Origin of the sequence: Streptomyces sp. NPDC008079, assembly GCF_042957385.1 — a bacterium.
In the GTDB taxonomy this organism is placed as follows: domain Bacteria; phylum Actinomycetota; class Actinomycetes; order Streptomycetales; family Streptomycetaceae; genus Actinacidiphila.
Genome location: NZ_JBIBIC010000010.1, coordinates 98,936 through 125,741, shown reverse-complemented (window position 1 = coordinate 125,741; position 26,806 = coordinate 98,936). Strand labels below are relative to the sequence as shown.

The window sequence follows — 26,806 nt, the reverse complement described above, 5'->3', positions numbered from 1 at the left end:
GGCAGGGCCCGGCGGTCAGGACTCGGACCTGTCCAGCTCCTCGTCCAGCGCCGTCGCCGCCGTGATCAGCGACAGATGCGTGAACGCCTGCGGGAAGTTGCCCAGTTGCTCACCCGTCGGCCCGATCTCCTCGGCGAACAGGCCGACGTGGTTGGCGTAGGTGAGCATCTTGTCGAAGGCGTAACGGGCCGGGCCCAGGCGCCCGGCGCGGGCGAGCGCGCCGACGTACAGGAAGCTGCACAGCGAGAAGGTGCCCTCGCCGCCGCGCAGCCCGTCGGGGGACGCGCCCGGGTCGTAGCGGTAGACGAGGCTGTCGGAGACCAGCTCCTGGTCCATCGCGTCCAGCGTCGACAGCCAGCGCGGCTCCTTCGGCGCGACGAAGCCGACCTCCGGCATCAGCAGCAGCGACGCGTCCAGCACCTCGCTGCCGTAGTGCTGCACGAAGGCGTGCCGCTTCTCGCTCCAGCCGCGGTCCATGACCTGTTCCATGATCGTGTCGCGCGCCGTCGTCCAGGTCTCCAGATCGGCGGGCCTGGCGAGTTCCGCGGCCAGCCGGATGCCGCGGTCGAAGGCCGACCAGCACATCAGACGGCTGTACGTGAAGTCCTGCCGCCCGCCGCGGGTCTCCCAGATGCCCTCGTCCGCGCGGTCCCAGTGCGCGGCCAGCCAGTCCAGCAGCCCGGAGAAGGCCCGCCAGCCCTCCCACCCGGCGAGCTGGGCGATGTCCTGCGACCGGGACAGGGCGTGCACGGCCTCGCCGTAGATGTCGAGCTGGAGCTGGTCGGCGGCCCCGTTGCCGAGCCGGACGGGCGCGGAGCCGCGGTAGCCCTCGAAGTGGTCCAGCGTCTCCTCGGCCAGGTGCGGGTCGCCGTCCACCCGGTACATGATCTGCAACGGCTCGCCGGTGACCGTGCCGCCCGCGCGCAGCCGCCCGCCGAGCCAGCGGCGGAAGGCGTCCGCCTCCGCGGTGAAACCGAGGTCGACCAGCGCGTTCACCGACAGCGACGCGTCCCTGACCCACGTATAGCGGTAGTCCCAGTTGCGCTCGCCGCCGACCTGCTCCGGCAGGCCCATGGTGGCGGCGGCGACCGGAGCGCCGGTCGGCGCGTACGTGAGCAGCTTCAAGGTGATCGCCGAGCGGTTCACCGCCTGCTGCCAGCGGCCCCGGTAGCGGCACTGCCGGATCCAGCCGTGCCAGAACTCCCGCACCCCGTCGAATTCCGCCCGCAGGCCGTCCACCGTCACCGGCTCGGGCGGCTCGCCGTGCGCCGCGCACACCGTCAGCACCGCGGCGGCCATCTCGCCCTGCTCCAGCGTGACCGCGGCCCGGACGTCCTCCTCGTCGCGTTCGAGGTCCAGCGGGCCGACCGGCTGGAGGTACGCCCACGCCCCCGACGCGCCGAATCTGGCCGTGCCGTCGTCGCTCACGTGCAGCCGGTGGTCGCAGCGGCCGTAGTCGAAGCGCGGCCTGCACTCCAGGGCGAAGCGGACCGTGCCGCGCACCACCCGCATGACGCGCAGCAGCCGGTGCCGGTCGGTGGCGGTCTCCGGCCGGTCCACCGGCATGAAGTCGATGACCTCGCCGACGCCGTCGGGGGTCATGAAGCGGGTGACGAGCACCGCGGTGTCCGGCAGATAGAGCTGCCTGACCCTCGCCTCAGGGCTCGCGGCCGCGATCGAGAAGTAGCCGCCGCGGTCGTGGTCGAGGAGCGAGGCGAAGACGCTCGGCGAGTCGAAGCGCGGCGCGCAGAACCAGTCGACGACGCCCCGCGACGACACCAGCGCGCTGGTCTGGAGGTCTCCGATGAGGCCGTGGTCCGCGATCGGCGGGTAGCGACGCATGAGGGCACCTTTCGCCGTTCCCCCGCCGCGGTGCGCCCGCCGCGAGGCGTCCCCCCGCCTTGACCACGCTAGATGACGCGGTCGGCACCGGCATTCCGGCGCGATCGCGGGTCCGTGCCGCCGGCGGGTCCGAGGAGGGAGGCCAGCGGCGGCTCGGAGGCCAGCACGGCGCCCGCGGTGATGGTGAAGGTCAGCACCGCGCAGATCGCGATCAGCCAGGACAGCATCGTGAAGACCGACCCCAGGGAGCCGTAATTGGCCAGGCTGCGGTTGAGGGCGGTCGGCATGTAGAGGCGGGCGGTCACCGACAGGGCCGTCATCGCCAGTGCGGTGAGGATCGCGCCGGGCAGCAGCGGCAGCCACGCGACGCGCTTGCTCAGCAGCAGCCGCTGGGTCCACCACCACACCAGGACGTCCGCGAGGAAGGTCAGCGGCAGGCCGAGCCACAGCCCGACGCCGAAGCCGTCGCGCAGCGGCCCCTGGAGCACCAGCGCCACCATCCACGCGGCGATCCACACCACCCAGCGCCACACCGCCACCCGCACCGAGGCGCGCGGCAGCCCCCACGCCCGCTCGCACACCCGCGCCATCGCCCGGCTGCACGCGGTGGCGGACAGCAGCGCCATCAGGACGCCGATCACCCCGATGGTCTGGCGCAGATCCCCGCTGTTCGCGCTGTAGACCTGCCTGAGCTGCTCGTCCGACGCCCCGGTGAGGCCGAAGACGTTACGCGCGGTGCTCACGAGCTGGTCGCGTACGGTCTTCGGCGCGAAGGCCGCGACCACGAACAGCAGCGGGACGGCGGTCAGGAAGAGCTGGGCGGCCAGCCGGGTGCCCGCGTCCAGCAGATTCACCGACAGCAGGCGGGCGGTCAGCTCGGTGATGACGGGGAAGCGGCGTTCCGCCGCGTGGCGCAGCCGCAGCCCGCGCGCCTTCCAGCGCGCCGCGCGCCCGGCCGCCCCCGCGACCGTACGGCCGACCAGGCCCTTCTCGCGGTCGGCCCGGCCCTTCTCACGGCCCGGGGGCCCGGAGGGTGCGGCGGCCATACGCGACCTCCACGGCGGACACGGCGGACACGGTTGTGACGGGCGGACATGGCGAGCACCGCGAGCACCGCGAACACGGCGGCGACGAACGCCACGAACGCCACCAGTCAAGGCGGTGTACGGGGAACGCGCGACTTGTGAGCCGACGGACGGCCTCCGCGCCGGGCCCAGCGCCGGGCTCAGCGGGCCCGCGGCGCGGGAAGGACCGCCTCCAGACACACCCGGCCGCCGATCTCGACGGTGCCGTCAGGGCCGGGCGCGGTGAGGATCTGCGAGCCCCGGCCCTGCGTGATGTGCAGCGCGCGGCCGAGCTGCCGGGTGAGCAGCAGCGCGGCGGCGCCCGTCGCCTCGTCCTCGTCGATGCCGTCGCCGCGGCCGGGGAAGGCGCGCGCCCTGATCCGGCCGGCGGCCTCGTCCTGCCACGCCCAGGCGTACACCCACTCGCCCGGCTCCGGCACGTCCAGCGCGTCGACCTCGGCGGGCAGCGCGTACTCGCGCAGGGTGCGCGGCGGCGCCCACTCCGCGCGGACGGTGATCCAGGTGAACTCCCCGTCGTCGCGCGTGAAGACCTCCCCGACCTCGGGTTCGAGCACCTCCACGTCGAGCAGCCAGGCGACCCCGACCAACGGGTGCCCGGCGAAGGGCAGTCGCAGCCCCGGCGTGTAGATGTCGACCGCGCCGCGCTCCGGGTCGTCCACGAACACCGTTTCGCTGAAGCCGAGTTCACCGGCCAGGGCCTGCCGTGCCGCGCGGTCCGGGTAGCGCGAGCCGTCGCGGACCACGCCGAGCGGGTTGCCGTACCGCCGGTCGGGGCCGCAGAAGACCCGCAGCACATCGATGCCGCCCGATGTCGTATTCACTCCGGCATTCAAGCATTCGGGGCGCGGGAGCGGACCCGCTCGCACCGGCCGGTTCCGGCCGTCCCGCCGCCGGGACCCGTGGAACTGGTCAGACCACCTGGCGGAAAGCTATCCTGAGCGTCGCTGTTCATCAGTTACGGCGTCGGCGGCCGGAGGTCGCGAGCGCGTCATTATGGGGGCCTCACGTATGAACGACTCTCGCGAGGTCGCGGGCGTTATCCTGCCGGGCTATCCAGAACCCCTGTGGATCCAGGCGGTGAATTTGATCCGCAGCGAAATCGACCGGGGCGAGCTGAGGCCGGGAATGCGGCTGGCGCCCGAGCGGGAGCTCTGCCGTCAACTGGGCATCAGCCGGGTCACGCTGAGGAAAGCCCTGGGTCACCTGGTGGAGGAGGGCGTGCTCAGCGCGTCCCACGGCCGTGGCTGGTACGTGACGCAGTCGGCGCCGAAGAAGGAATGGCCGAACAGCCTGGAATCCTTCAGCGAGACCGCGGCACGAATGGGGTTGAAGCCGCACTCCAAGGTATTAATGGCACAGGCGAGCCCGGCCAGCATCGACGAGGCGGAGCGGCTCGGTATCGCGCCCGGCACTCCGCTGTTCCGGCTGGAGCGGGTACGGCTGCTCGACGGTGTTCCGATAGCGCTGGACCTGACGCGAATTCCGCTCGCTCTGGTGCCCGGCATCGAGGACGTCGATTTCGCGGACCGCTCGCTGTACGCGACTCTTTCCGCCGCCGGGGTCGAGCCGGTCCGCGCGGACAGCACGATCGAGGCGACCAAGGCCGACGACCGCGCCGCGGGACAGCTCGACATGGCCTCGGGCGATCCGCTTCTGGTCATGCACCAGATCGCGGTCGGCTCCGACGAGGAGCCGCTGTTCGAGTCCACGATCCAGTACGCGGGCGACCGGTACCGGCTGCGTACGTCCTTCGCGCGCTCGCACGGCTGAGCCGCGGGCGGCCGTACCGCTGAGCCGCGGGCGCTCGTACGGCTGAGCCGCGGGCTGAGGCCGGACCGGTGTGCCGACCTCAGCCGTGCGCGTGGTCAGAGCACCAGCACTCCCTTGACGAAGTCGGGACCGGCCGCCGTCATGGCGCGGAAGGCGTCGTCCACGCCTTCGAGGCCGAAGCGGTGGGTGATCAACGGCGCGTAGCTGAAGCGGCGTTCGCCGATCAGCGCGAGCGCGTCGCGCATGGCGCCCATCAGCCGGGTGCGGTCCGGGCAGAAGCCGTTGACGACGGTGACGGCCTTGTACCAGAGGTTCATGTCCATCATCGCGTCGCCGGTGTGGTGGTAGCCGACGACGCACAGGGTGCCGAAGGGCCGCACCAGGCTGCCGGCCGTGCCGAGCCCGCTCGTCGTGCCGGTCGCCTCCAGGACCACGGCGAGCCGCGCGTCGGTGGCCCGTCCGGTGTCCTTCCGGTACTCCTCCGGGAGGTCGTCGGGGGCGAAGACGAGGTCGGCGCCGAGCCGCAGGGCGCGCTCGCGGCGGGCCGGGTCGGGGTCGACGCCCACCAGCAGCCCCGGCGCGTGCCGCTTGGCGAGCTGGACCAGGCCGAGGCCCATGAAGCCGAGGCCGACGACGGCGACCCGGTCGCCCGCGCGCACGCCCGTACGGGACAGCGCTTCCTCCAGGTCGGCGACCGGTTCGCCGATCGCGTGCGCGGGTTCGATCCCGGCCGGTACCGGCAGGACGGCGTGCGCGTCCATGACGGCGAGCGTCGCGAATCCCTCGCCGCCGAGCCCGGTCACCAGGTCACCCGGCGCCCAGCGGCCCGCGTCCCGGCCGGTGCCGACCACCCGCCCCACGATCTCGTGGCCCAGCCTGACCGGCGGCGCGGCCGGGTCGTGCGAGAGCCACGGCCCGATGTCGGAGGTGCAGACCCCGCTGGCCAGCACCTCGACCAGCACCTGGCCGGCGCCGGGGACCGGGTCGTCGGCCGCGACGACCTCCGAGGTGCGCGGGCCGACGAGCTGACTGATCTTCATACGGATCTCCTGGCCTGAGTGGTGTAAGGGCTGGTGGTGTGACGGCTGGTGGTGTGACGGCTGGTGATGTGACGGCTGGGCGGGGATGGCGGGCCGAGCGGGGTGACGGGGTCGGTGACGACCGGGGACCAGCGTAGCGAAGTGGTCCTATGTGGTCAGTAGTGGTGTCGTAGGAATCCGGCCGGGGTGACGGCGGAATTGTGCCTGTCTGTGGCTGAAAAGTGCGAAGTGCGCCCGGTTTCCCCGGCATTCTGGTCTGCTTCACCCTCTAGACAGGACCGGCTTTCGTATTACGATGGCGGCAAGTGGTATGGATTTGGCACATACCCAACGACCGCTGTCCGGGCCCTCGACAGCCCCGGAAGCGGTCCTGGCGGGACTCACTTCAGGCGGGACTCAGGGGAGGAGAGCGGATGGCATCCGTCACCGCGGCAGTCATCGGCGCGGGTTCGCAGGGCCGGGTGCACGGCCTCGGCCTGAGGGCGGTGCCGGGCGTCGAGCTCGTCGCCCTCGCCGACGTCGACGAGCGGACCGCGGAGGACCTGGCGGGGGAGCTGGGCGTACCGCGGACGTACCGCGACTACCGCGAACTGCTCGTCCTGGAACGGCCCGACGTCGTCAGCGTCTGCACACCGCCCGCCCTGCACCCGGAGATCGTCCGGGCCGCGGCGGCGGCCGGGGTCCGCGCGGTGCACTGCGAGAAGCCGGTCGCGCTGTCGTACGGCGAGGCCCTGGAGATGACCCGGGTCGCGGCCGACGCCGGCACGCAACTGACCTACAACCTCCAGCGCCGCTTCGAGGCCGTGCAGCGCTTCGCCCGCGAAGCCATCGCCGGGGGCGAGATCGGCGAGGTCGTGACCATCGAGGGGTACTGCCCGAACCTGTTCGACTGGGGCACCCACATCCTCGACCTGATCCTCTTCCACCGCGGCGACACCGCACCGGAGTGGGTCTTCGGCCAACTCGACGTGACGCTCGACCGCTATGTGTACGGCGCCTTCGTCGAGACCGCGTCGGTCACCCAGATCGGCTGGGCCGACGGCGTCCGCGCGGTGGTCTCCACCGGACGCGAACCGCACACCCCGGTCCTCAACCTCCAGAACAACCTGGGGCTGATCATCCAGGGCACCCGCGGGCGCGCCGACATCCGCGGCGCGCGCTGCCTGATCCAGCGCTTCGGCAAGGACGACCTGGTCCACGACTCACCCTTCGACACCGACTCCCGCACCTGGGACCGCGGCGTCGACCCGGCGATCGTGGCCGCCACGGCCGAGGCGGTGCGGGACGCGGTCGACAGCCTGCGCACCGGCGGCAAGCCCGCCCTCGACGCCGAGCACGGCCTGCGCGGCGCCGAACTGGTCTTCGCGACCTACGAGAGCAGCCGGTCCCGGCGGCGCGTGCCGCTGCCGCTCGACCGCATGGACAACGCCCTGCTCAGCGGGCGTGCGCAGGGCTACTGGAGCCCTACCGGCGAACTGCGCTCCACCTACTGAAACGAGCGGCCCGACGATGCCGAGAACCGCCAGCCCCACCGCCCTCGCCGTCTTCAGCGGCGACGACGTCCACGAAGACCTCTTCACCGCCGCGCGCGAAGTGCGGACGCTGCTGACCGACGAGGGATTCGTCACCCGTACCGCCGTCGGCACCGGCCGCTTCGACGGCCCGGTCGACGCCGAACTCATCGTGCTCTACACGGCCTTGGGCCGCTTCACCGACGCACAGCGCGCGAGCCTGGCCCGCGCGGTCCGCGGCGGCGCCGGACTGATCGCCCTGCACTCCACCACCGTGGACGCGGACCTGTTCGACCTGGTCGGCAGCCGGTACGTCTCGCACGGGCCACCGCCCCACGAGAGCCGGTTCACCGTCACCCTCGACGGCGCACACGAAGTGACCGCCGGAATACCGCCGTTCGAGCTGACGCACGAGCACTACCACGTCGAGACCGCGCCCGGCGTGCTCACCCTCGCCCGCCGTACGACCCCCGGCGGCACCGAACCCCTGCTGCACGTCCGCGAATTCGGGGACGGACGTGTCTGCTACCTCCAGTTGGGCCACGACATGCGGAGCTGGGGAGAACCCGCCGTGCGCCTTCTCGTCCGGCGCGCGGCCCGCTGGGCGTGCCGCCTCGAAGCCCGAGGGAACTGACCCATGCGCATCCTTTTCCGGAAGATCTGTTTCTACCTGCTCACGGCGTGGGCGGCCATCAGCCTCAACTTCGTCATCCCGCGCGTCATGCCGGGAAACCCCGCGGACAACCTGATCCAGCAGTTCCACGGGAAGCTCAGCCCCTCCGCGGTCCAGGCCCTGCGGGTGCTGTTCGGCGAGTCCGACAAGAACCTGTGGGAGCAGTACGTCAGTTACTGGCACAGCATCTTCACCGGCGACTTCGGCACCTCGTACGCCTACTACCCGTCGCAGGTGAGCACCGTGCTCGGGCAGAGCATGTACTGGACGCTGATCCTGGTCACCATCTGCACGGTGCTCGGCTTCGTCATCGGCACCACGCTCGGCATGCTCGTCGGCTGGAAGCGCGGCACCTGGCTCGACTCGCTGATACCGATCACCACCTTCCTGTCGTCGATCCCGTACTTCTGGTTCGCGATCATGATCGTGTACGTCTTCGCGATCACCCTCAAGTGGTTCCCGCTGTCCGGCGGTTACGGGCTCGACCAGACCATCGGCCTGAACGCCGGGTTCATCGGCAGCGCGATCAACTACGCCGTCCTGCCCGCCGTCACCATCACCGTCGCCTCCGTGGGCGGCTGGCTGATCAGCATGCGCAACATGATGGTCACCACGCTCAGCGAGGACTACGTACGGCTCGCCGAGGCCAAGGGGCTCCCCAGGCGCCGGGTGATGTACACCTACGCCGCCCGCAACGCGATGCTGCCGTCCTTCTCCGGCTTCGCCATGTCGCTCGGCTTCGTGATCGGCGGCTCCATCGTCACCGAGGTCGTCTTCAACTACCCCGGCATCGGGTCGGTGCTGTTCAAGGCCGCACAGGCGGCCGACTACCCGCTGATGTCCGCGATCTTCCTGCTCATCACCGTGCTGGTGCTGATCGCCAACCTGATCGCCGACATCGCGTACGTGTTCCTCGACCCGAGGACAAGGGAGAGCTGATCCATGGCCGTGCAAGCCGCCGCCCTCGCCGAGGCGGACACCGCCGACACCGCCGCCGAGCCCGCGGGCGGACCCGCCCGCCTCCGGTCGCGCCTGCTGCGCTCACCGCTGACCCTCATCGGCCTCGCGGTCGTGCTGGTCTTCGTCGTCCTGGCCGTCGTCGCGCCGTGGATCTCGCCGTACGACCCCTCGACGGTCAGCGACGACACCCTCGTGGGACCGTCCACCGCGCACTGGCTCGGCACCACCCAGAACGGCCAGGACGTCCTGTCGCAGATGCTCTACGGCGCCCGCGCCTCGATGCTCGTCGGCCTGGGCGCCGCGGTCCTCGCCACCTTCCTGTCGGTGATCGTCGGCGTCACCGCCGGATACGTCGGCGGCCTCGGTGACGAAGTGCTGTCGCTGCTGGCCAACGTGTTCCTGGTGCTGCCCAGCGTGCCGCTGACGATCATCCTGGCCGCGTATCTGCCGCACAGTGGCTCGCTCGGCATCATCCTGGTCATCACGCTCACCGGCTGGGCCTGGGGAGCGCGGGTGCTGCGGGCGCAGACGCTCTCGCTGCGCAAACGCGACTTCGTGGAGGCCGCCCGCGCCACCGGCGACAAGACCTGGCGGATCATCCTCAAGGACATCCTGCCGAACCAGCTCGCGGTGATCGCCGCGTCCTTCCTCGGCACCGTCAACTTCGCGATCCTCACCCAGGCGACTCTGGCCTTCCTCGGCCTCGCCGACGTCACCCAGTGGTCGTGGGGCACGATCCTGTACTGGGCCCAGACCGGCAGCGCGCTGCTGACCGGCGCCTGGTGGTGGTTCGTCCCCGCCGGCCTGGCCATCGCCCTGCTCGGCACCGCCCTGTCGCTGGTCAACTTCGGCATCGACGAGTTCATCAACCCCCGGCTGCGCCAGGCCGGGATCGGCACCAAGAAGGCCCAGCGCGGCCAGGTCGCCGCCAAACGCGCCCGCCGGATCAAGAACCACGCCCCGGCCGAACGCCGCACCGAGGTCACGCCCTTCACCCCGGACAGCACCGACGTCGTCCTCGACGTCCGCGACCTGCGGGTGGAGTACGTCGGTGACGGCGGTGAGCGCACCCCGGCGGTCAGCGACGTGTCGTTCACCCTGCGGCGCGGCGAAGTCCTCGGCATCGCGGGCGAGTCGGGCTCGGGCAAGTCCACCCTCGCGTACGCCATCACCCGGCTGCACAAGCCGCCCGCCGAGATCACCCAGGGCCGGATCGTCTACACCAAGCCCGACGGCGACACCGTGGACGTGCTCGCGATGGGCGACGCCGAACTGCGGGGCTTTCGCTGGGAGGAGCTGTCGATCGTCTTCCAGTCGGCCATGCACGCGCTCAACCCGATCATGCGGATCGGCGAGCAGATCGAGGACGTCATCGTCGCGCACCGGCCGCGGATGACCCGGCAGGAACGGGCCGCCCGGGTGGTCGAACTCCTCGGCATCGTCGGCATCCCCGCCGACCGGGCGGGCTCCTACCCGCACGAGCTGTCCGGCGGCATGCGGCAGCGCGCGATGATCGCGATCGGCCTCGCGCTCGACCCCGAGATCATCGTGATGGACGAGCCGACGACCGCGCTCGACGTCGTCATCCAGCGGCAGATCATCGAGAAGATCATGGAGCTGAAGGACCGGCTCGGCTTCTCGGTCGTCTTCATCACCCACGACCTGTCGCTGCTGATCGAACTCTCCGACACGATCGCCGTGATGTACGGCGGCAAGATCGTCGAGACGGCGGCGGCCGACGACTTCTACCGCCGCCCCCAACACCCTTACAGCCGGGGCCTGCTGGCGTCCTTCCCGACCCTCGGCGGCCCCAAGCGGGAGCTGACCGGCATCGTCGGCTCGCCGCCCGACCTGCGCAGGCTGCCCAGCGGCTGCGCCTTCCAGCCGCGCTGCCCGCTCGCCTTCGACGCCTGCGGGAGCCACGTACCGCCGCTCCTGCGGATCACCGGGCCGGACGGCGCCACCTCGCACGCCGCCTGCCTGCTGCACGCGGACGGCGCCCAGAACCAGGACCGACTCGTGACAGGTGAGATGCGATGAGCGGCGACGTGACGAAGAAGAACGCCGGGGCCGCCGCCCGCGACGGCCGCGCCGCGGACGGCGCCCGGCCGGTGCTCGAAGCGGTCAACGTGACCAAGCACTTCCCGGTACGCGGCGGACGCCTGCGCCGCGGCGCGGCCCCGCAGGTCGTGCACGCCGTGGAGAACGTCAGCCTGAGCCTGTACGCGGGCCGGATCACCGCGCTGGTCGGCGAGTCGGGCTCCGGCAAGTCGACGCTGGCCCGGCTGCTCGCCCAGCTCTACCCGGTCACCGGCGGGGAGGTGCGGCTGCACGGCGTCCCCGTGAAGTCGCCGCGCGGCCGGGCCTTTCGCGACCACGTCCGCCAGGTGCAGTTGATCCTCCAGGACCCCTTCGCGTCCTTCAACCCGGTCGCCACCATCGCGGGCACCCTCAAGCGCGCGGTGGCCATCCACCACCCCGGCAAGCGCGGCAAGGAGCAGACCGCCGTCATCGACGACCTGCTCCAGCAGATCAACCTCGTGCCGCCACGGCAGTTCACCGAGAAGTACCCGCACGAACTGTCCGGCGGCCAGCTCCAGCGGCTCTCCATCGCCCGCGCCCTGGCGGCCGACCCCGAGGTGTTCCTCGCCGACGAACCGGTCTCCAGCCTCGACGTCTCCATCCGCCTCGGCATCCTCAACCTGCTGCGCCGCCTCACCGAGGAACGCAACGTCGCGATGCTGTACGTCACCCACGACATCGCCTCCGCGCGGTACTTCGCGGCCGACACCGCCGTGATGTACGCGGGCGAGGTCATCGAGACCGGCCCCTCGGAAGCGGTCACCCAGCAGGCGGCGCACCCGTACACCCAGCTCCTGATCGCCTCCGCGCCCGATCCCTCGCGGGGCGGCGCCGCGCGGGTCAAGGACATCGGGCAGCCGCCCAGCCTCATCTCCCCGCCGGGCGGCTGCCGTTTCCACCCGCGCTGTCCGTACGCGATGGAGCGCTGCGCCACCGACATCCCGCCGTCCTTCGACCTGACCGACGGCCACACCGCCCGCTGCTGGCTGTACGCGGACGACGAGCAGGCGCGCGGGCGGCGCGCCGAGAACGCGGCGGCCGTCACCGCCTCCGCCGCGCGGCCTGCCGGCACCGACCCCTCGGTCACCGACCCCACTGTCGACGAACCCGCTCTCCCCACACCCGATTCCGCTGTCCCCACCTCCGAAGGAGCAGACGCACAGTGACCACAACGCAGTCGTCGATCGCGTCAGGAATGACGAGACGCGGTCTTCTCGCAGGCGCCCTCGCGGGCGCGGGAACCCTTGCCCTGTCGGCCTGTTCGGGAACCGCGGGAGGCTCGGGCTCCGCCAAGGGCACGCTCACCGTGGCGGGCCAGTCCGACAACCTCACCCAGGTCTTCAACCCGTTCCTGGCCAACACCGCGCAGAGCCTCACCTACACCCCGCAGGGCCAGGGCGGCTTCATCTACGAGCCGCTGGTGCAGATCAACACCGTCGACATCGGGCGCGACCTGCCGTGGCTCGCCAAGTCCTGGCGCTGGTCGGACGGCAACAAGACGCTGACGATGGAGCTCCGGACCGGTGTGAAGTGGACGGACGGCACCCCGTTCTCCGCCGACGACGTCGTCTTCACGTACTCAATGCTCAAGCGGTATCCGGGGCTCAACCTGCTGGGCATCGACTTCAGTTCGGTCACCGCGCCCGGTCCGGCGCAGGTCGTCTTCGCCTTCCCCGCGCCCTCCGAGCAGCACTTCACCAACATCGTGTCGGCGCCGATCGTCCCCCAGCACCTGTGGTCGAAGGTCAAGGACCCGACGACGTACACCGACAAGAACCCCGTGGGGACCGGGCCGTTCAAGCTGTCGTCGTTCTCCGCGCAGAGCTTCCTGCTGGTGCGCAACGAGGACTACTGGCAGCCGAAGGCGGAGATCAGCTCGCTGCGGTTCGTGGCGTACAAGGACAACGAGAGCATGACCAACGCGCTCGTCCAGGGCCTCGCGGACTGGGGCGGCACGTACATCGCCAATGCCGACAAGACGTATCTCAGCCGGAACAAGCACTACAACTACTGGGCGCCGATCGCCGGAACCGACGGCATCATCCCCAACCTGGAGCGCTGGCCGCTCAGCGACATCGCGGTGCGCAGGGCGATCAGCCTCGGTGTGAACCGCAAACAGGTCGGCGCGGCCAGCGGCGCGCCGCCCGCGACCAGCGTCACCGGTCTGCCGATGCCCGCCTACACCTCCTCGATCGCCCCCCGGTACAAGGGAGTCGACTTCGTCCAGGACGTCGACAAGGCGCACAAGACGCTGACCGACGCCGGATACGCCAAAGGCGGCGACGGCTACTACCGCAAGGACGGCAAGCGCGTCGAGTTCTCGATCAGCTTCCCCTCCGCGTACACCGACATCGCCGCGCGCGTGCAGGTGCTGGTCTCGCAGCTCAAGGACATCGGCATCAAGCTCAACGTCGACACGACCACGGTCAACGACATCAACGGGCTCACGTCCAAGGGGAACTTCGACTCCACGATGGGCTACCCGGTCAACTCCGCGCCGCGCGCCTTCTCGTACTACAACGACACGATCAACCCGAATCTGTACTACCCGGTCGGCAAGGCGACGCCGACCTTCCAGAACATCGAGCGGTTCCAGAACGCCGAGGCCGCGACGCTGTTCACCGAGTACCCCAAGGCGACCACGGACGAGCAGCGGCAGCAGATCATCAACAGGATCGAGGAGATCTTCGTCGAGAACCTGCCGTGGATCCCGATGTTCTATTGGGGCAGCTACGGCAACTGGAGCACCGCCAAGGCCACCGGGTTCCCCACACCGCAGAACCCGTACTTCAGCCCGGTGCCCAACCCCGTCGTCGCCCTGCGGCTCAAGCCCGTCTGACCCTCCCCGCCCCCGCCCGGCCCGCCTCCCGCGGCCGGGGCGGGGGCCGCCGAGCCACGCCACGACGCACGACCCCAAGCCATCTGTGAGGAACGCAATGCCACACCTCTCGACCCCGAGAGCCATGGTCATCGTGAACGGCGACGACATCCACCACGACCTGCTGAGCGCTGCCGAGGTCTTCCAACAGCTCGGCACCGAGGCCGGGTTCGCGACCCGCAAGGCGATGGGCACCAGCCGCTTCGTCGACGCGCGGCCGGAGACCGCCGAGGCGGACGTGTACCTCTTCTACACCGCGGGCGGCCACTTCGCGACCGAGCAGCAGCAGGCGCTGGCCGACGCCGTACGCGCGGGCAAGGGCCTGGTCGGCGTGCACGGCGCCAACATCATGGGCTGGGCGGGCGACGGGCTCGACCCGGCCGACCGGCCGCTGTTCGAACTGCTCGGCAACCGCTACCTCTCGCACGGCCCCGGTCACCACGAGGGCCGCCACACCGTCGAGATCGTCGCGGACCACCCGGTCACACGCGGCCTGTCCGACTTCGAACTCTTCGACGAGTACTACGAGTTCGAGCTGGCCGACGACGACGTGACGGTCCTCGCCTCGCGCCGCCGCGCGGACGGCGAGGTGATCCCGGTGCTCTACGCCCGCGCGGCCGGGGAAGGCCGCGTGGTGTATCTGGCGCTCGGCCACGACATGCGCTCGTGGGGCGAGCCGCCGGTGCGCGCCCTGGTCCGCCAGGCCCTGCTGTGGGCGGCCCGCCGTACGGAGGAGGACGCGTGACCGCCGAGATCGGTGTGATGACGTACACGGTGCTCGACCAGGCCCGCGCCGACCTGGAGGGCACGCTCGCCGAGATCGCCGGGATCGGTTACGCGGGCGTGGAGACGTACGGCCTGGTGGAGCACTTCGGGGCCGCCCGGGTCAGGGACGCCGTCGCGTCCGCCGGGCTCGCGCTGACCAGCGCGCACACCCCGTTCCCCGCCGGTCCTGACGCCGAGGCGCTGCTGGACACCAACGAGGAGCTGGGCGCCGAGGTGCTGGTCTGGAGCATGGAACGCGAGGAGTTCGACTCGCCGGACGCGATCAGGCGCGGTGTGGAGCGGGTGAACGAGGCCGCCGAGCGCGCCGCCGGGCGCGGCATGCGGATCGCGTACCACAACCACTTCGCCGAGTTCTCGCAGGTCTTCGGCGGGCGGCAGGCGTACGACCTGCTGCTCGACCTGCTGGACGACCGCGTCCTGGTCGAACTCGACGCCTACTGGGCGCAGATGGGCGGCGCCGACCCGGCCGAGGTGCTGGCCGGGCTCGGCGACCGGGCGCGCTTCGTGCACGTCAAGGACGGCCCCGCCGTCAGCTACGAGGACGACGTGATGGTGCCCATCGGCGAGGGGCGGATCGACTGGGCGCGCACGCTGACCACGCCGTCCGGCCTGCGCTGGCACATCGTCGAGCTTGAGCGGCTGCACATCGACACGTTCGAGGCGCTGCGCCGCTCCTACGACCACCTGGTCGGCCGCGGGCTCTCCCGCGGCGCCTCGCACGTCCCGGCGCCGACCGAGGAGCGGGCATGAGGGTGCTGTTCCTCGGCGGCGCCGGGATGATCGGTTCCGCGGCGGCCCGCGAGGCCGTCGCGCGCGGCGCCGACGTGACGATCGTGACGCGGTCCGCGCCCGTCCGGCCGCCGGCCGAGGGCGTACGGTCGCTGCGCGCGGACGTCCGGGACGCCGCCGCGCTCGCGTCGGCGCTGGGCGGCGAGGAGTTCGACGCCGTCGTCAACTGGGTCGGCTTCACGCCCGACGACGTGCGCGACCACCGGGAGCTGTTCGCCGGCAGGGCCGGGCAGTACGTCTTCATCAGCACCTGCTCGGTCTTCGGCCGCCCGGTGCCGCTGCTGCCGATCACCGAGTCCAGCCCGCGCCGCCAGCCGCACTTCGGCTACGCGCGGGACAAGATCGCCTGTGAGCTGCTGCTGGAGGAGGCGTACCGCGAGGCGGGCTTCCCGCTGACGATCGTGCGGCCCTTCCACACCTACGACCGCACGGTGATCCCGGTGCTCGCGGGCTGGACCGCGATCGAGCGGATGCGGGCGGGCCGGCCGGTCGTCGTGCACGGCGACGGCACCTCGCTGTGGTCCCTGACGCACTCACGGGACTTCGCGCGCGCCTTCGTCCCGCTGCTCGGCAACGGTCAGGCGATCGGCGAGAGCGTCAACGTCGTCAGCGGCGCGATCCTCACCTGGGACCAGATCCATCTCGCGCTGGCCGCCGCGGCCGGGGTGCGGGAGCCGGTGCTGCGGCACCGGTCGAGCGAGTCGATCGCCGAGCTGGTGCCGGGGTGGCGGGACGTGCTGGAGCACGACTTCCGGCACTCGATGCTCTTCGACACCTCCAAGCTGCGGGCGCTGGTCCCCGGTTTCGCGCCGGAGGTCTCCTTCGCGCAGGGCGCGCGTGAGGCGCTCGCGCACTACGACGCCCACCCCGGACTGCGGGTGGTCGACGAGGACCTGGACCGGGCCTTCGACGGCCTGCTGGAGGCGTGATGCGCGCCGCACCGGACAGTGGTACTCCGTGGTCTTTACGTGGCGTACCTTTATAAGACCACTGCAAAACCACTTTGCTATCATGGGGCGAGAATGACGAGGGAAGAGGAACGCGTGATCGGCGTCGGGCTCATCGGTTCCGGATTCATCGGCGACACCTACGCGGACGCTCTCCAGGACGTACGGAACGCGGCGCTCGTCGCCGCCTGTTCGCGCGACCTCGCACGCGCACAGGCGCTGGCCGCCAAGTGGGCGCCGGACGCGACCTGTTACGACGACATGGCGGCGCTGTGCGCGGACCCGGACGTCGACCTCGTCGTGGTCGCCGTGCCCAACGAGGCACACCTGGACGCGGTACGGGCGGTCGCCGCCGCGGGCAAGGGCGTGGTCTGCACCAAGCCGCTGGCCCGCGACGGCGACGAGGCCGCCGAGATCCTGCGGGTGGTCCGCGAGGCCGGGATCTGGCACGGCTACGCCGAGAGTTCGGTCTTCTCGCCGAACATCGCCAAGGCGCACGAGATGGTCGCCGCGGGCGCCATCGGCGACCTGCTGACCCTGCGCGCCCGCGAGGCGCACTCCGGGCCGCACGCCCCGCACTTCTGGGACGCGCGGACCGCGGGCGGCGGCGCCCTGCTCGACATGGGCTGCCACACCGTGGAGTCCGCCCGGCACTTCTTCGGCAAGGACAACCCCGTCACCGAGGTCTTCGCCTGGGGCGCCACCCTCGCCCACGCCGACCGCACCACCGGCGAGGACACCGCCGTCGCGCTGCTGAAATTCGCCGGCGGCCAGCTCGCCACCGTCGAGTCCTCGTGGATCGAGAAGGGCGGCATGCAACTGCGCCACGAACTGGTCGGCAGCGCGGGCCGGTTGGTCACCGACACCTCGGCGACCCCGGTGTGGGGCTTCATCGAGAACCCCGCGGGCTACCTGGTGGAGAAGGCCGACGCCGACACCGGCTGGGTCCACCCGGTGCCCGAGGAGGCCCGTGCCTACGGCTTCAGCCAGGAGATGCGGCACTTCGTGGACCGCTTCGCCCGCGGCGAGACCCCGCTGGAGACCTTCGAGGACGGCCATGTCGTCAACCGCGTCCTCGACGCCTGCTACGCCTCCATGCGCTCGGGCACATGGGAGAAGGTCCAGGTCCCGGCATGAGCACGCAGCACACGGCGCCCCGGGCGCTCACCACGCACTACCCGGAGCCGCTGTGGCTCCAGGCCAAGGCCGCGCTCCAGGAACGGATCGCCGCGGGCGAGGTCGAGCCCGGCTCACGGCTGCCGCCCGAGCGCGAACTGTGCCAGATGCTCGCCATCTCCCGCGTGACCCTGCGCAAGGCGCTCACCGCGCTGGTCGAGGAGGGCGTGCTGCGCCCGGCGCACGGCCGCGGCTGGTACGTCGGCGTGCCCGAGCGCAAGGAGTGGCCCAACACCCTGGAGTCGTTCACCGAGACGGCCCGCCGGATGGGCCTGGTGCCGACCTCGCGGGTGCTCCGCCGCGAACTGGGCACCTCGACCTTCGACGAGGCGGAGGCGTTCCAGATCGCGCCGGGCACCCCGCTCTACCGCGTCGACCGGGTCCGCATGCTCGACGGTGTGCCGATCGCGGTGGACGAGTCCTTCGTCCCCGCCGACATCGCCGTCGGCTTCGACGAGGTCGACTTCACCGACCACTCGCTCTACGACACCATCGCGGGGCTCGGCTTCCAGCTCGACCGGGCCGACACGACGATCGAGGCGCGCCCGGCCGACGACGTACTGGCCGGACACCTCGCCATCGCCGCGGGCACGCCAGTGCTGGAGATGCGGCAGATCGTCCGCGACCGGAGCCAGCGCCCGCTGCTCTCCTCGGCGATCCGGTACGCGGGCGACCGCTACCGGCTGCGGACCTCCTTCGCGCGCGGCAACGCGACATGAGCCGTCACCCGAAGGCCGCCGCCACGGCGCGCTCCCGTACGGTTCCGGCCCGCCGCCCGGGGGTCGCGGCAGCCGCCCCGGCCCGCCGCCCGCGCGCCGCCTCCCTCGCCCCGACCCGCCGCCCGGACCCATTCGCAGATGCGGAGACCTCGTGACCCCGACCCCGCCTGAACCGACCGTCATAGCCGGGGCCGTCCCGGGAGCCCGCGCCGACGCGCTCGCCGGGTCCCCCGCCGGGGCTCTCGCGGGGGCCCTCGCCTCGCCGCGGCCGGCGGAGATCACCGCGACCACCGCGCTGCTGCGGCGCGAAGGGCTCCTCGGCCCCGACACCCATGTCGCGTACCTCGGCCTGGCCGAACAGGACAAGCGCGAACTGCTCGCGGGCGACGTGGCCCCCCGCCGCTTCCGCGTGATGCTCATCGACATGCGCACCGGGGTCTCGTACGACACCGTGGTCTGCCCCGAGCAGGACCGGGTCGTGACCGCCAGGGAACTGGACGTCGCCACCGACGGCCATGTCCCCGTCGTCCTGGCCGAGTTCCCGCTGGTCGAGGAGATCGTGCACCGCGACGAGCGCTGGCTCGCCGCCATGCGCAAGCGCGGCCTGACCGACCTCACGCAGCTCCGGGTCAATCCGCTGTCGGCCGGGGTGCCGGGCGAGGGCGAGACCGGCCGCCGCCTCCAGCGCTGCTTCACCTTCGTGCAGAAGACCCCCGACGACCTCGGGTGGGCGCACCCGGTGGACGGCGTCACCGCGATCGTGGACGTCGTGACCCGCGAAGTCCTCGACGTCCAGGACCACATGGACCTGCCGGTGCCGCGCGAGGACGGCAACTTCCACGACCCCGCGTGGGTCGGGCAGCCGCCGCGCGCGGGACTGAAGCCCATCGAGATCACCCAGCCCGAGGGCCCCAGCTTCACCGTCGACGACGACGGCGTCCTGCACTGGCTCGGCTGGTCCCTCCAGATCGGCTTCGACCAGCGCGAGGGCCTGGTCCTGCACAACGTCGCCATCGAGGACGCGGGCGTGCCGCGCCCCGTGCTCTACCGCGCCTCCATCGCGGAGATGATGGTCCCCTACGGCGACCCGAGCCCGCAGCGCTGGTTCCAGAACTTCTTCGACTGCGGCGAATACCTGCTCGGCGGCTTCGCCAACTCCCTTGAACTGGGCTGCGACTGCGTCGGCGACATCACCTACCTGGACGCCGTGCTCGCCGACAGCGCGGGCGAGGTCCGGGTCGTCCCGCAGGCCATCTGCGTCCACGAGGAGGACACCGGCATCCTCTGGAAGCACTACGACAACTGGACCGGCTCGTCCGACTCACGCCGCAACCGCCGCCTGGTCGTCTCCTTCTTCGTCACCGTCGGCAACTACGACTACGGCTTCTACTGGTACTTCTCGCTCGACGGCGCGATCGAGCTGGAGGTCAAGGCGACCGGTGTCGTCTTCACCTCGGCCTACCAGGGCCCCGGCCACCCCTTCGCCTCGGAACTCGCCCCCGGCCTCGGCGCCCCCTACCACCAGCACCTGTTCAGCGCCCGGCTGGACATGACGGTCGACGGTACGGACAACGCCGTGGACGAGGTCGAGGCCGCCCTCGTCCCGCGCGGACCCGCCAACCCCACCGGCACCGGCTTCACCCAGACCGTCACCCGGCTGCGCACCGAAGCGGGCGCGCAGCGGCTCGCCGACAACACCCGCAACCGCTCCTGGCTGATCACCAACCCCTCGGTGACCAACCGGCTCGGCAACCCGGTCGGCTGGATGCTGCACCCCGAGGGCCTGCCCGTGCTGCTCGCCGACGAGGAGTCGGACATCCACCGGCGGGCCACGTACGCCACCAAGCACCTGTGGGTGACGCCGTACGCGCCGGACGAGAACTATCCGGCGGGCGACCTGGTGAACATGCACACCGGCGGCGCGGGGCTGCCCGCCTGGACCGCCGCCGACCGGGACGTGGACGGCACCGACATCGTGCTGTGGCACACCTTCGGGCTCACCCACTTCCCGCGCCCCGAGGACTGGCCGGTCATGCCGGTCGACTCGGCCGGCTTCGTCCTCAAGCCGTACGGGTTCTTCGGCCGCAATCCCACCCTCGACATCCCGCCGTCGAGCGGCGACCACTGTCACCCGGCCGGAACCCACGGCGCGGACCACAGCGGCCACGACGGCCACGACGGCCACGAGGGCCACGAGGGCCATGACGGTCACCGGGGCCACGACGACCGGGACGGCCGGGGCGAAGACCACGGCCACCACGACCACACCCACCAGCACCAGCAGCAGCACGACGATCACGGAAAGGCCGGAGCATGACGGCAGAGCACCCGCTGGGCATCCAGCTCTACAGCGTGCGTGACGACCTCGGGCCCGACCGGCTCGACGGCACGCTCGCGCGCCTGGCGGCGCTGGGCTTCACACACGCCGAGCCGTACGACATCCTCACCGACCCGGCCGGGCTCGCCGCCGCCCTGCGCGACAGCGGCCTGCACGCGGCCACCGCGCACTCCTCCGTACTGCGCCACGACACCGCCGAAATCGTGGACGCCGCCGTCGAGTCGGGCATCGGCACGGTGATCACCCCGTGGGTCGCCCCCGACAGCGTCGCCGACCGCGCCGGGGTCCAGCGGCTCGCCGACACGCTCAACGCGGCGGCCGAGCAGGCCGCCGCGCGCGGTGTGCGGATCGGCTACCACAACCACGACTTCGAGTTCGCGCAGCGCGTGGACGGCGTCCCCGCCTACGAGGTGCTGGCCGGACTCCTCGACCCGGCCGTCGTCCTGGAACTGGACGTCTACTGGGCCGGGGTCGGCGGCGCCGACGTCTTCGAGCTGCTGCCCCGGCTCGGCGACCGGGTCAGGCTGCTGCACGTCGTACGGGACCGCGAGCCGGGCAACGACCGGCCGGTGCTCGGCGTCGACGCCACCGACCGGATGGCCGAGGTCGTGGCGCTGGCGGCCCCCGTACTCGAACTGCCGGTCGTCGAGGTCGTCGCCCACCACAGCGACGTATGGCCGCTGGTGGAGCGCAACGCCGCCTACTTCCGCGAGCTGGTGATCGCGTGAGCGCGCACGGGACGCCGACCCGCGTCGCGGTGGTCGGCGCGGGCAACATCTCCGACGAGTACCTGCGCTCGCTGACCTCCTACCCCGACCTCGCCGTCACGGCCGTCGCGGACCTCGACCCCGCGCGGGCCAGGGCGCAGGCCGACGCGTACGGCGTCCCGGTGTCCGGCACGACGGCCGAGGTGCTGCGCCGCGACGACGTCGACCTCGTGGTCAACCTGACCGTCCCGGCCGCGCACGACGAGGTCGCGCTCGCCGCGATCGAGGCGGGCAAGCACGTGTGGGGCGAGAAGCCGCTCACGCTGGACCGCGACAGCGCCCGCGCCGTCCTGGACGCCGCGAGCGCCGCCGGGGTCGCGGTGGGCAACGCGCCCGACACGATCCTGGGCCCCGGCATCCAGACCGCCGCGCGGCTGCTCGCGGACGGCGCGGTCGGCCCGGCGCGGACCGTACTGACCCTGATGCAGGGCCCGGGACCCGACGCCTGGCACCCCGGGCCGGGGTTCCTCTTCGCCAAGGGCGCGGGCCCGCTCTTCGACATCGGCCCCTACTACCTCACCGCGCTCGTCCAACTCCTCGGCCCGGTCGCCTCGGTGACCGCCGCGGGGCACCGGCCGCGCGCGGAGCGCACCGTCGGCTCCGGACCGGACGCGGGCACCCGCTTCCCCGTCGAGGTGGACACGCACCTCAGCGTCCTCACCACCTTCGCGTCCGGGGTGGTCGGCACGTCCGTCTACAGCTTCGACTCGCCGGTACGCCGCCAGTTGTTCGAAGTGACCGGCGCGGACGGGGTGCTGGAGGTCCCGGTCAGCGGATTCGACGGCCCCACACGGCTGTTGACCGACATCACCCCCGAGGCGCCGTGGCGGACCGTCCCCGCGACCGGCGCGCCGGCCGGGCGGGGCGTGGGCGTCCTGGAGATGGCCCGCGCGATCCGGGCGGGCCGACCGCCGCGCGCCGGCGGCGAACTGGCCTACCACGTACTCGACGTCATGCTCGCGATCGAGGAGTCCGCCGACCTCGGCGCGCCGGTACGGATCGACAGCACCGCGCCGCCTGTCCCACCGATCCCGCCGCACTGGGATCCGACCACCCGGACGTCCGAAGGAACGGAGCAGAAATGACCGACGGCTACATCGCCTACTCGGCGGCCCGCGCGACCCAGGCGGAGGCCCTCGCCACGGCGGTCACCCGGCTGACCGGCGCGGTCACGGCGTCGGCGGCGGAGGGCCGGCTGGCGGGGCCGGGACCGGTCTTCGTCGGCATCGGCGCCAGCCTGGCCGCCGCGTGCGCGCCGGTCTGGGCGCTGCGCAGCCGCGGTGTCCACTCCTGGCGGCTCGGCGCGGGCGACCACCCGCTGCCCTTCCCCGCCAGCGCCCACCCGGTGGTCGGCGTCTCGCAGAGCGGACGCAGCGCGGAGACGCTCGCCGTGCTGGACTCCGTCGACCCGGCGCGACGGTTCGCGGTGGTCAACGTCGTGCCGTCGCCGATCGCGGACCTCGCCAGCGGTGTGCTCGACCTCGGCAGCATTCCCGACAGCTACGCGTCCACCATCGGCTACACCGCGACCGTCGCCGCGCTCGGCCTCCTCGCCGACGCCTGGGACGGCGGCCGGATCGACGACGGCTGGGCCCGACTCGGCGAGGTCTTCGCCCGCACCGAGCGCGTCCTGACACCCCAACTGCGCGCGCTGGCACCGCTGTTCGCGTCCGCGACCTCCGCGGACTTCGTCGGCACCGGGCCCGCGGTCGGCTCGGCGGAGGCGAGCGCCCTGCTCTTCCGCGAGGTCGCCAGGATTCCGTCGACCGGCATGAGCACCCGGCAGTATCTGCACGGCTCGATGGAGTCGGCGGGCGGCGGGGTGCACGTCATCTTCGGCGACACCCGCGAACTCGCCGTCGCCGAGACCCTGGCGTACTCCGGCCACCGGGTCGTCCTCGTCACCAGCGAGCCCGTCCAGGGCGGCCCGCTGCTGCACCCCGTCACCGTGCCGCGCCTCCCGGCCGCGCAGCGTGCGATCATCGAAATCCTGGTCGCACAGATCCTCGTCGAAGCGGTCGCCGAGGTCAGGGGAGTCGAGATCGAGGAATTCGTGTTCCACAACTCCGACATCAAGGTCGCGGCCGAACGGCCGGGCGTATGAAGGTCGTTGTCGGCGCAGACGTGGGCGGCACCAAACTCGCCGTCCGCGTCGCGCCGTTGGCCGACCCGGCGGCGTCGCCGCGCGCCGACCGCACGCTGCCGGCCGACGGCTGGGAGGCGGCGCCGGTCGACACCGCCGCGCGCTGGCTGCTGGAACGGCTGACGGGCGCGGTGCCCGAGGGCGACGAGATCGCCGCCGTCGGGATCGGCGCGCAGGGCTGCGACACCCAGCGGCACTGCGCGCACCTGGCGGCGGCCGTCGAAGCCCTCGGCGTACCCGCGGTCGTCGTCAACGACGCGGCGCTGCTGGTGCCCGCGGCCGGTCTCACCACCGGCATCGGCGTCATCGCGGGCACCGGCTCGATCGGCGTCGGCGCCGACGCCGCGGGCGAGGTGCTCTTCGCGGGCGGCTGGGGCTGGGTGCTGGGCGACGAGGGCGGCGCGCCCGCGATCGTCAGGGACGCCGTCAGATCGGCGCTGGCCGCGTACGACGCCGGGCGGGCCGACGACGGACTGCTCGCGGCGCTGCTGGACCACTTCGGCGACCCGGACCCGCAGACGCTGGCCCGTACCGTCAACGACGAACCCACGCCCGGCAATTGGGGCCCGGCCGCGCCCGCCGTCTTCCGTGCCGCCGACGCGGGCTCCGCGCTCGCCGCCGCGGTGGTCGAGGAGGCGGGCCGGCAGTTGGCGCTGCTGGTGACCCGGCTCGTCGGCCGGGGCGCCGTCGGGGACACGGTGGTGGCCGCGGGCAGCGTCGTCGTGCGGCAGCCGCGGCTCGCGGACGCCTTCCGCGCCCGGCTCGCCGCCGCGCACCCCTCGCTGACCCTGCGCCTGCTGGACGTTCCCCCGGTGGCGGGCGCGGTGGCGCTGGCCAGGGCCCGGCACCGCACGGGCTGACATGGGCCGGGGCGGCGGCGCGTGGGAGGGATACGCGCCGCCGCGCCGGGTCGTGGGCGGTCAGGAGCAGATGAGCTTCGCGTCCGCCCAGTCCGCGTGGTCGCTGTCGTTGCCGTCGCCGCCGTCGTCCACGACGAGCCGCACATTCTGCGCGCCGGTCACGTCGGCCGTGAGCGCCTTGCCGCCCATGGCGTTGGTGACCACGCCGCTGTCGGCGACCGTCGTGCCGTCCGCGACGACCGTGAAGCGGACGGTGCCCTTGCCGTTCTTCTCGTCGTCCACGCCGACCGTCGCCGTCACCGTGGAGCAGACGCCGCCGAGGTAGTAGGCGATGTCGCTCGGCGCGTGCACCCCGAGGCCCTTGGCGTAGACGGTGCCGCCGAGTGTGATCGGACTGCCGTCGTCCGCCCCGGTCTCACCGTTGCTGCGGTCGCGTTCGACCGGCCCCCACCCGTTGCTCGACGTCGTCCATGGCAGGTCGCTGAGGTAGCTGGTCCCCGCGGGCGGCGGCACCTTGACGGCGACGCTGCCGACCAACGGCACCGTGACGGTACGGCCGTTGACCAGATCGCGGTAGCTGACCGTGCCGGTGACCGGATACGCGCCCGGCCGCGCGTCGGCGGGCACGGTGACCGTCCACGGTGTGATGAGGGTCCGGCCGCCGGGCAGCAGCAGGCTGCCGGTGGCGCCGGTCGCGCGGACCGTCCAGCCGTCGGGGCCGGTCAGCCGCACCTTCACCGTCGCGGCGGGCAGCGAGCCGAGGTCGGTGGCGTACGTGGACACGGTCGCGCTGTGGCCCGGCTCGATGTGGTCGGGTCCGGTGACCCCGGTGTCGAACAGCGGCGGCGCGAGGACCGCGCGCGGGTCGGTGCCGACCCGCAGCAGGACGGTGCCGTGCGCGGGCACGGTCGCGGACAGGCCGCCCGCGCTCTGGTAGTCGGTGTGCGACCACAGGTCGCGCACCGAGTAGTTGCCGCGTTTGGGCAGTCCCGCGGCCCGCGCGGTGGTGGAGATCCGCTGCGCCTGGTCGCCCGAGTTGAACAGGGCCACCGCCCGCTCGCCGCCTGCCAGCTTCTTGCTGAGCACGTACCGGCCGCCGTCGGAGGAGACCACGGTGGCCTGGCTGCCGAGCGGGTCCTGGTCGAGGGCGATGACGTCCTTGTTGCCGAGGATCGACAGGGTCTGCGGGGTCGCCTTGCGCAGGTCGGTGCCGATCAGCAGCGGCGAGTTCATCATCGACCAGAGCGAGAAGTGCGTGCGGTACTCGGTGTCGGTCATGCCGCCGTTGCCGACCTCCAGCATGTCGGGGTCGTTCCAGCGGCCGGGGCCCGCGTACTGCGCCAGCGGCATGTTGTCCTCGGCGATGGACAGCATGCTCGTCCAGTTGTCGCTGATGTCGCCCGTGGTGCGCCACGAGTTGCCGACGTCACCGGCCCACTCCCACGGGTTCTGCACGCCCCACTCGCACAGCGAGTACACGATCGGGCGGCCGGTGGCGGCCAGCGCGTCGCGCATCGCGGTGTACCGCCTGACGTAGTCCTCGCGGGTGCCGTCGCTGGTGTTGTTGCAGTTGTCGTACTTGAGGTAGTCCACACCCCAGTCCGCGAAGGTCCGCGCGTCCGTCGTCTCGTGGCCGAGGCTGCCCGGGTATCCGGCGCAGGTCGCCGTGCCCGCGTCCTCGTAGATGCCGAGCTTGAGTCCCTTGCCGTGCACGTAGTCGGCGGTGCCCTTGATGCCGTCGGGGAACTTCACCGGGTCGGGGACCAGGCGGCCGTCGGCGTCGCGGGTGTGCGTCATCCAGCAGTCGTCGATGTTGACGTAGGTGTATCCGGCGCTCTTCAGACCGGAGCTGACCAGGTAGTCGGCGGTCTGCTCGATCAGGGCCTGGCTGACGTCGCAGCCGAAGGCGTTCCAGTCGTTGAAGCCCATCGGGGGCGTACGGGCGAGGCTGTTGTCGAGTGCGGCGGCGGGGGTGGCGGTGACCACCGCACCGGCCGTGACGGCCGCGCCCGCGAGGGCGCCGCCCCACAGGGTGCAGGCGGTGGCGCAGGCGAGCAGCCTGCGGACGAGTCGTGGCATGGAGAATCCTCTGCTCGCGGGGTGGGCGAGGCGGACCGGAGGTCCGCGGATGCGCGCCGTGGGACTGATCGTGTGCGGATCGCTGGCATTTCGACGCTTTGACTCAACGGAACTGAACAGAGTCGAGCAAATTTCTTCGCGGCGACACGTTAGGAGCCGTGCGGGGCCATGACAAGACTTCGGTCAGATTCACCAGAAGTGTCGACACTCAACGGTGCGGGGGTGCGGATCGCTGGCCCCTGGACAGGGGGTATCCCCCCTGCTTCAATCGGGTCCCGTGGTCGAGTGTCGACACTTCAGGGGAAACGCGGTGCTCGCTCACCTCGACGAGGAGGGCCCCGGGCATCCGCGGGCGCAGCGA

Annotated in this window: 22 protein-coding genes and 1 pseudogene; 18 read left to right on the top strand and 5 right to left on the bottom strand. The window is 72.0% G+C overall.

Annotated elements, in window-relative coordinates; all coding sequences use genetic code 11:
* Nucleotides 1–15: 15 nt before the first annotated feature.
* The 3 genes from ACFZAM_RS21900 to ACFZAM_RS21890 all read right to left on the bottom strand — a co-directional run bounded on the left by ACFZAM_RS21900 (nt 16) and on the right by ACFZAM_RS21890 (nt 3,748).
* On the bottom strand, nt 16–1,842 hold the full coding sequence (locus ACFZAM_RS21900) for a glycoside hydrolase family 15 protein (protein WP_391048385.1): 1,827 nt from the start codon (nt 1,840–1,842) through the stop codon (nt 16–18).
* 68 nt (nt 1,843–1,910) lie between these two features.
* Nucleotides 1,911–2,888, bottom strand: a complete 978-nt coding sequence (locus tag ACFZAM_RS21895; RefSeq protein WP_391048382.1) for a YhjD/YihY/BrkB family envelope integrity protein — start codon at nt 2,886–2,888, stop codon at nt 1,911–1,913.
* 179 nt (nt 2,889–3,067) lie between these two features.
* Nucleotides 3,068–3,748, bottom strand: a complete 681-nt coding sequence (locus ACFZAM_RS21890) for a PhzF family phenazine biosynthesis protein (RefSeq protein ID WP_391048380.1) — start codon at nt 3,746–3,748, stop codon at nt 3,068–3,070.
* A 187-nt stretch (nt 3,749–3,935) separates the two neighbouring features.
* Between ACFZAM_RS21890 and ACFZAM_RS21885 the strand changes: the two genes are divergently transcribed.
* The gene (locus ACFZAM_RS21885) at nt 3,936–4,697 is read left to right on the top strand and encodes a GntR family transcriptional regulator (RefSeq protein WP_355333224.1); all 762 of its coding nucleotides are present in this window, start codon (nt 3,936–3,938) and stop codon (nt 4,695–4,697) included.
* 95 nt (nt 4,698–4,792) lie between these two features.
* On the opposite strand, the gene ACFZAM_RS21880 is transcribed toward ACFZAM_RS21885, so the two are convergent.
* A complete protein-coding gene (locus ACFZAM_RS21880) occupies nt 4,793–5,737 on the bottom strand; it encodes a zinc-binding dehydrogenase (protein ID WP_391048377.1) in 945 nt (314 codons plus the stop codon).
* A gap of 413 nt (nt 5,738–6,150) precedes the next feature.
* Between ACFZAM_RS21880 and ACFZAM_RS21875 the strand changes: the two genes are divergently transcribed.
* The 17 genes and pseudogenes from ACFZAM_RS21875 (at nt 6,151) to ACFZAM_RS21795 (ending at nt 24,366) form a co-directional block, all read left to right on the top strand.
* Entirely contained in the window at nt 6,151–7,230 is a 1,080-nt protein-coding gene (locus tag ACFZAM_RS21875) for a Gfo/Idh/MocA family oxidoreductase (protein ID WP_391048375.1), read from the top strand.
* Nucleotides 7,231–7,246: 16 nt separating this feature from the next.
* A complete protein-coding gene (locus ACFZAM_RS21870) occupies nt 7,247–7,882 on the top strand; it encodes a ThuA domain-containing protein (protein ID WP_391048373.1) in 636 nt (211 codons plus the stop codon).
* 3 nt (nt 7,883–7,885) lie between these two features.
* On the top strand, nt 7,886–8,860 hold the full coding sequence (locus tag ACFZAM_RS21865; RefSeq protein WP_355333214.1) for an ABC transporter permease: 975 nt from the start codon (nt 7,886–7,888) through the stop codon (nt 8,858–8,860).
* 3 nt (nt 8,861–8,863) lie between these two features.
* Nucleotides 8,864–9,706 (top strand): annotated as a pseudogene (locus ACFZAM_RS21860) (ABC transporter permease); the annotation flags it as partial.
* A 207-nt stretch (nt 9,707–9,913) separates the two neighbouring features.
* Nucleotides 9,914–10,921, top strand: a complete 1,008-nt coding sequence (locus ACFZAM_RS21855) for an oligopeptide/dipeptide ABC transporter ATP-binding protein (RefSeq protein ID WP_391048662.1) — start codon at nt 9,914–9,916, stop codon at nt 10,919–10,921.
* Nucleotides 10,918–12,129, top strand: coding sequence for an ABC transporter ATP-binding protein (locus ACFZAM_RS21850; RefSeq protein ID WP_355333211.1), 1,212 nt, complete (start codon nt 10,918–10,920; stop codon nt 12,127–12,129). The genes ACFZAM_RS21855 and ACFZAM_RS21850 overlap by 4 nt, the downstream gene beginning before the upstream one ends.
* Nucleotides 12,126–13,802 carry an ABC transporter substrate-binding protein gene (locus tag ACFZAM_RS21845; protein WP_391048369.1) on the top strand — a complete coding sequence of 559 codons (1,677 nt, stop codon included), beginning with the start codon at nt 12,126–12,128 and terminating at the stop codon, nt 13,800–13,802. The genes ACFZAM_RS21850 and ACFZAM_RS21845 overlap by 4 nt, the downstream gene beginning before the upstream one ends.
* A gap of 124 nt (nt 13,803–13,926) precedes the next feature.
* Nucleotides 13,927–14,586: a ThuA domain-containing protein gene (locus ACFZAM_RS21840; RefSeq protein WP_391048367.1), complete on the top strand. Its 660-nt coding sequence runs from the start codon at nt 13,927–13,929 to the stop codon at nt 14,584–14,586.
* Nucleotides 14,583–15,377, top strand: coding sequence for a TIM barrel protein (locus tag ACFZAM_RS21835; RefSeq protein WP_391048364.1), 795 nt, complete (start codon nt 14,583–14,585; stop codon nt 15,375–15,377). The genes ACFZAM_RS21840 and ACFZAM_RS21835 overlap by 4 nt, the downstream gene beginning before the upstream one ends.
* On the top strand, nt 15,374–16,345 hold the full coding sequence (locus ACFZAM_RS21830) for an NAD-dependent epimerase/dehydratase family protein (protein WP_391048361.1): 972 nt from the start codon (nt 15,374–15,376) through the stop codon (nt 16,343–16,345). The genes ACFZAM_RS21835 and ACFZAM_RS21830 overlap by 4 nt, the downstream gene beginning before the upstream one ends.
* A gap of 93 nt (nt 16,346–16,438) precedes the next feature.
* Nucleotides 16,439–17,500, top strand: a complete 1,062-nt coding sequence (locus ACFZAM_RS21825) for a Gfo/Idh/MocA family oxidoreductase (RefSeq protein WP_391048358.1) — start codon at nt 16,439–16,441, stop codon at nt 17,498–17,500.
* Nucleotides 17,497–18,258: a GntR family transcriptional regulator gene (locus ACFZAM_RS21820; protein WP_355333197.1), complete on the top strand. Its 762-nt coding sequence runs from the start codon at nt 17,497–17,499 to the stop codon at nt 18,256–18,258. Before ACFZAM_RS21825 ends, ACFZAM_RS21820 begins: the two co-directional genes overlap by 4 nt.
* A gap of 151 nt (nt 18,259–18,409) precedes the next feature.
* Nucleotides 18,410–20,575 (top strand): primary-amine oxidase, encoded by a 2,166-nt coding sequence (locus ACFZAM_RS21815; protein WP_391048354.1) that lies wholly within the window; start codon nt 18,410–18,412, stop codon nt 20,573–20,575.
* Entirely contained in the window at nt 20,572–21,324 is a 753-nt protein-coding gene (locus tag ACFZAM_RS21810) for a TIM barrel protein (protein WP_391048353.1), read from the top strand. The genes ACFZAM_RS21815 and ACFZAM_RS21810 overlap by 4 nt, the downstream gene beginning before the upstream one ends.
* On the top strand, nt 21,321–22,448 hold the full coding sequence (locus ACFZAM_RS21805; RefSeq protein ID WP_391048351.1) for a Gfo/Idh/MocA family oxidoreductase: 1,128 nt from the start codon (nt 21,321–21,323) through the stop codon (nt 22,446–22,448). The genes ACFZAM_RS21810 and ACFZAM_RS21805 overlap by 4 nt, the downstream gene beginning before the upstream one ends.
* The gene (locus ACFZAM_RS21800) at nt 22,445–23,467 is read left to right on the top strand and encodes an SIS domain-containing protein (protein ID WP_391048349.1); all 1,023 of its coding nucleotides are present in this window, start codon (nt 22,445–22,447) and stop codon (nt 23,465–23,467) included. Before ACFZAM_RS21805 ends, ACFZAM_RS21800 begins: the two co-directional genes overlap by 4 nt.
* Complete coding sequence (locus ACFZAM_RS21795; protein WP_391048347.1) at nt 23,464–24,366, top strand: BadF/BadG/BcrA/BcrD ATPase family protein; 903 nt, start codon at nt 23,464–23,466, stop codon at nt 24,364–24,366. Before ACFZAM_RS21800 ends, ACFZAM_RS21795 begins: the two co-directional genes overlap by 4 nt.
* A gap of 60 nt (nt 24,367–24,426) precedes the next feature.
* Here the strand turns inward: ACFZAM_RS21795 and ACFZAM_RS21790 are convergent, their stop codons facing one another.
* On the bottom strand, nt 24,427–26,445 hold the full coding sequence (locus tag ACFZAM_RS21790) for an NPCBM/NEW2 domain-containing protein (RefSeq protein WP_391048344.1): 2,019 nt from the start codon (nt 26,443–26,445) through the stop codon (nt 24,427–24,429).
* Between the last annotated feature and the right edge of the window lie 361 nt (nt 26,446–26,806).

Excerpts from the sequence above, each read along its gene's own strand:
- ACFZAM_RS21830 (WP_391048361.1), top strand. The coding sequence starts at position 15,374 with ATGAGGGTGCTGTTCCTCGGCGGCGCCGGGATGATCGGTTCCGCGGCG.
- ACFZAM_RS21795 (WP_391048347.1), top strand. The coding sequence starts at position 23,464 with ATGAAGGTCGTTGTCGGCGCAGACGTGGGCGGCACCAAACTCGCCGTC.
- ACFZAM_RS21865 (WP_355333214.1), top strand. The coding sequence starts at position 7,886 with ATGCGCATCCTTTTCCGGAAGATCTGTTTCTACCTGCTCACGGCGTGG.
- ACFZAM_RS21840 (WP_391048367.1), top strand. The coding sequence starts at position 13,927 with ATGGTCATCGTGAACGGCGACGACATCCACCACGACCTGCTGAGCGCT.
- ACFZAM_RS21825 (WP_391048358.1), top strand. The coding sequence starts at position 16,439 with ATGACGAGGGAAGAGGAACGCGTGATCGGCGTCGGGCTCATCGGTTCC.
- ACFZAM_RS21885 (WP_355333224.1), top strand. The coding sequence starts at position 3,936 with ATGAACGACTCTCGCGAGGTCGCGGGCGTTATCCTGCCGGGCTATCCA.
- ACFZAM_RS21900 (WP_391048385.1), bottom strand. The coding sequence starts at position 1,842 with ATGCGTCGCTACCCGCCGATCGCGGACCACGGCCTCATCGGAGACCTC.
- ACFZAM_RS21820 (WP_355333197.1), top strand. The coding sequence starts at position 17,497 with ATGAGCACGCAGCACACGGCGCCCCGGGCGCTCACCACGCACTACCCG.
- ACFZAM_RS21895 (WP_391048382.1), bottom strand. The coding sequence starts at position 2,888 with ATGGCCGCCGCACCCTCCGGGCCCCCGGGCCGTGAGAAGGGCCGGGCC.
- ACFZAM_RS21870 (WP_391048373.1), top strand. The coding sequence starts at position 7,247 with ATGCCGAGAACCGCCAGCCCCACCGCCCTCGCCGTCTTCAGCGGCGAC.
- ACFZAM_RS21810 (WP_391048353.1), top strand. The coding sequence starts at position 20,572 with ATGACGGCAGAGCACCCGCTGGGCATCCAGCTCTACAGCGTGCGTGAC.
- ACFZAM_RS21800 (WP_391048349.1), top strand. The coding sequence starts at position 22,445 with ATGACCGACGGCTACATCGCCTACTCGGCGGCCCGCGCGACCCAGGCG.
- ACFZAM_RS21790 (WP_391048344.1), bottom strand. The coding sequence starts at position 26,445 with ATGCCACGACTCGTCCGCAGGCTGCTCGCCTGCGCCACCGCCTGCACC.
- ACFZAM_RS21875 (WP_391048375.1), top strand. The coding sequence starts at position 6,151 with ATGGCATCCGTCACCGCGGCAGTCATCGGCGCGGGTTCGCAGGGCCGG.
- ACFZAM_RS21850 (WP_355333211.1), top strand. The coding sequence starts at position 10,918 with ATGAGCGGCGACGTGACGAAGAAGAACGCCGGGGCCGCCGCCCGCGAC.
- ACFZAM_RS21880 (WP_391048377.1), bottom strand. The coding sequence starts at position 5,737 with ATGAAGATCAGTCAGCTCGTCGGCCCGCGCACCTCGGAGGTCGTCGCG.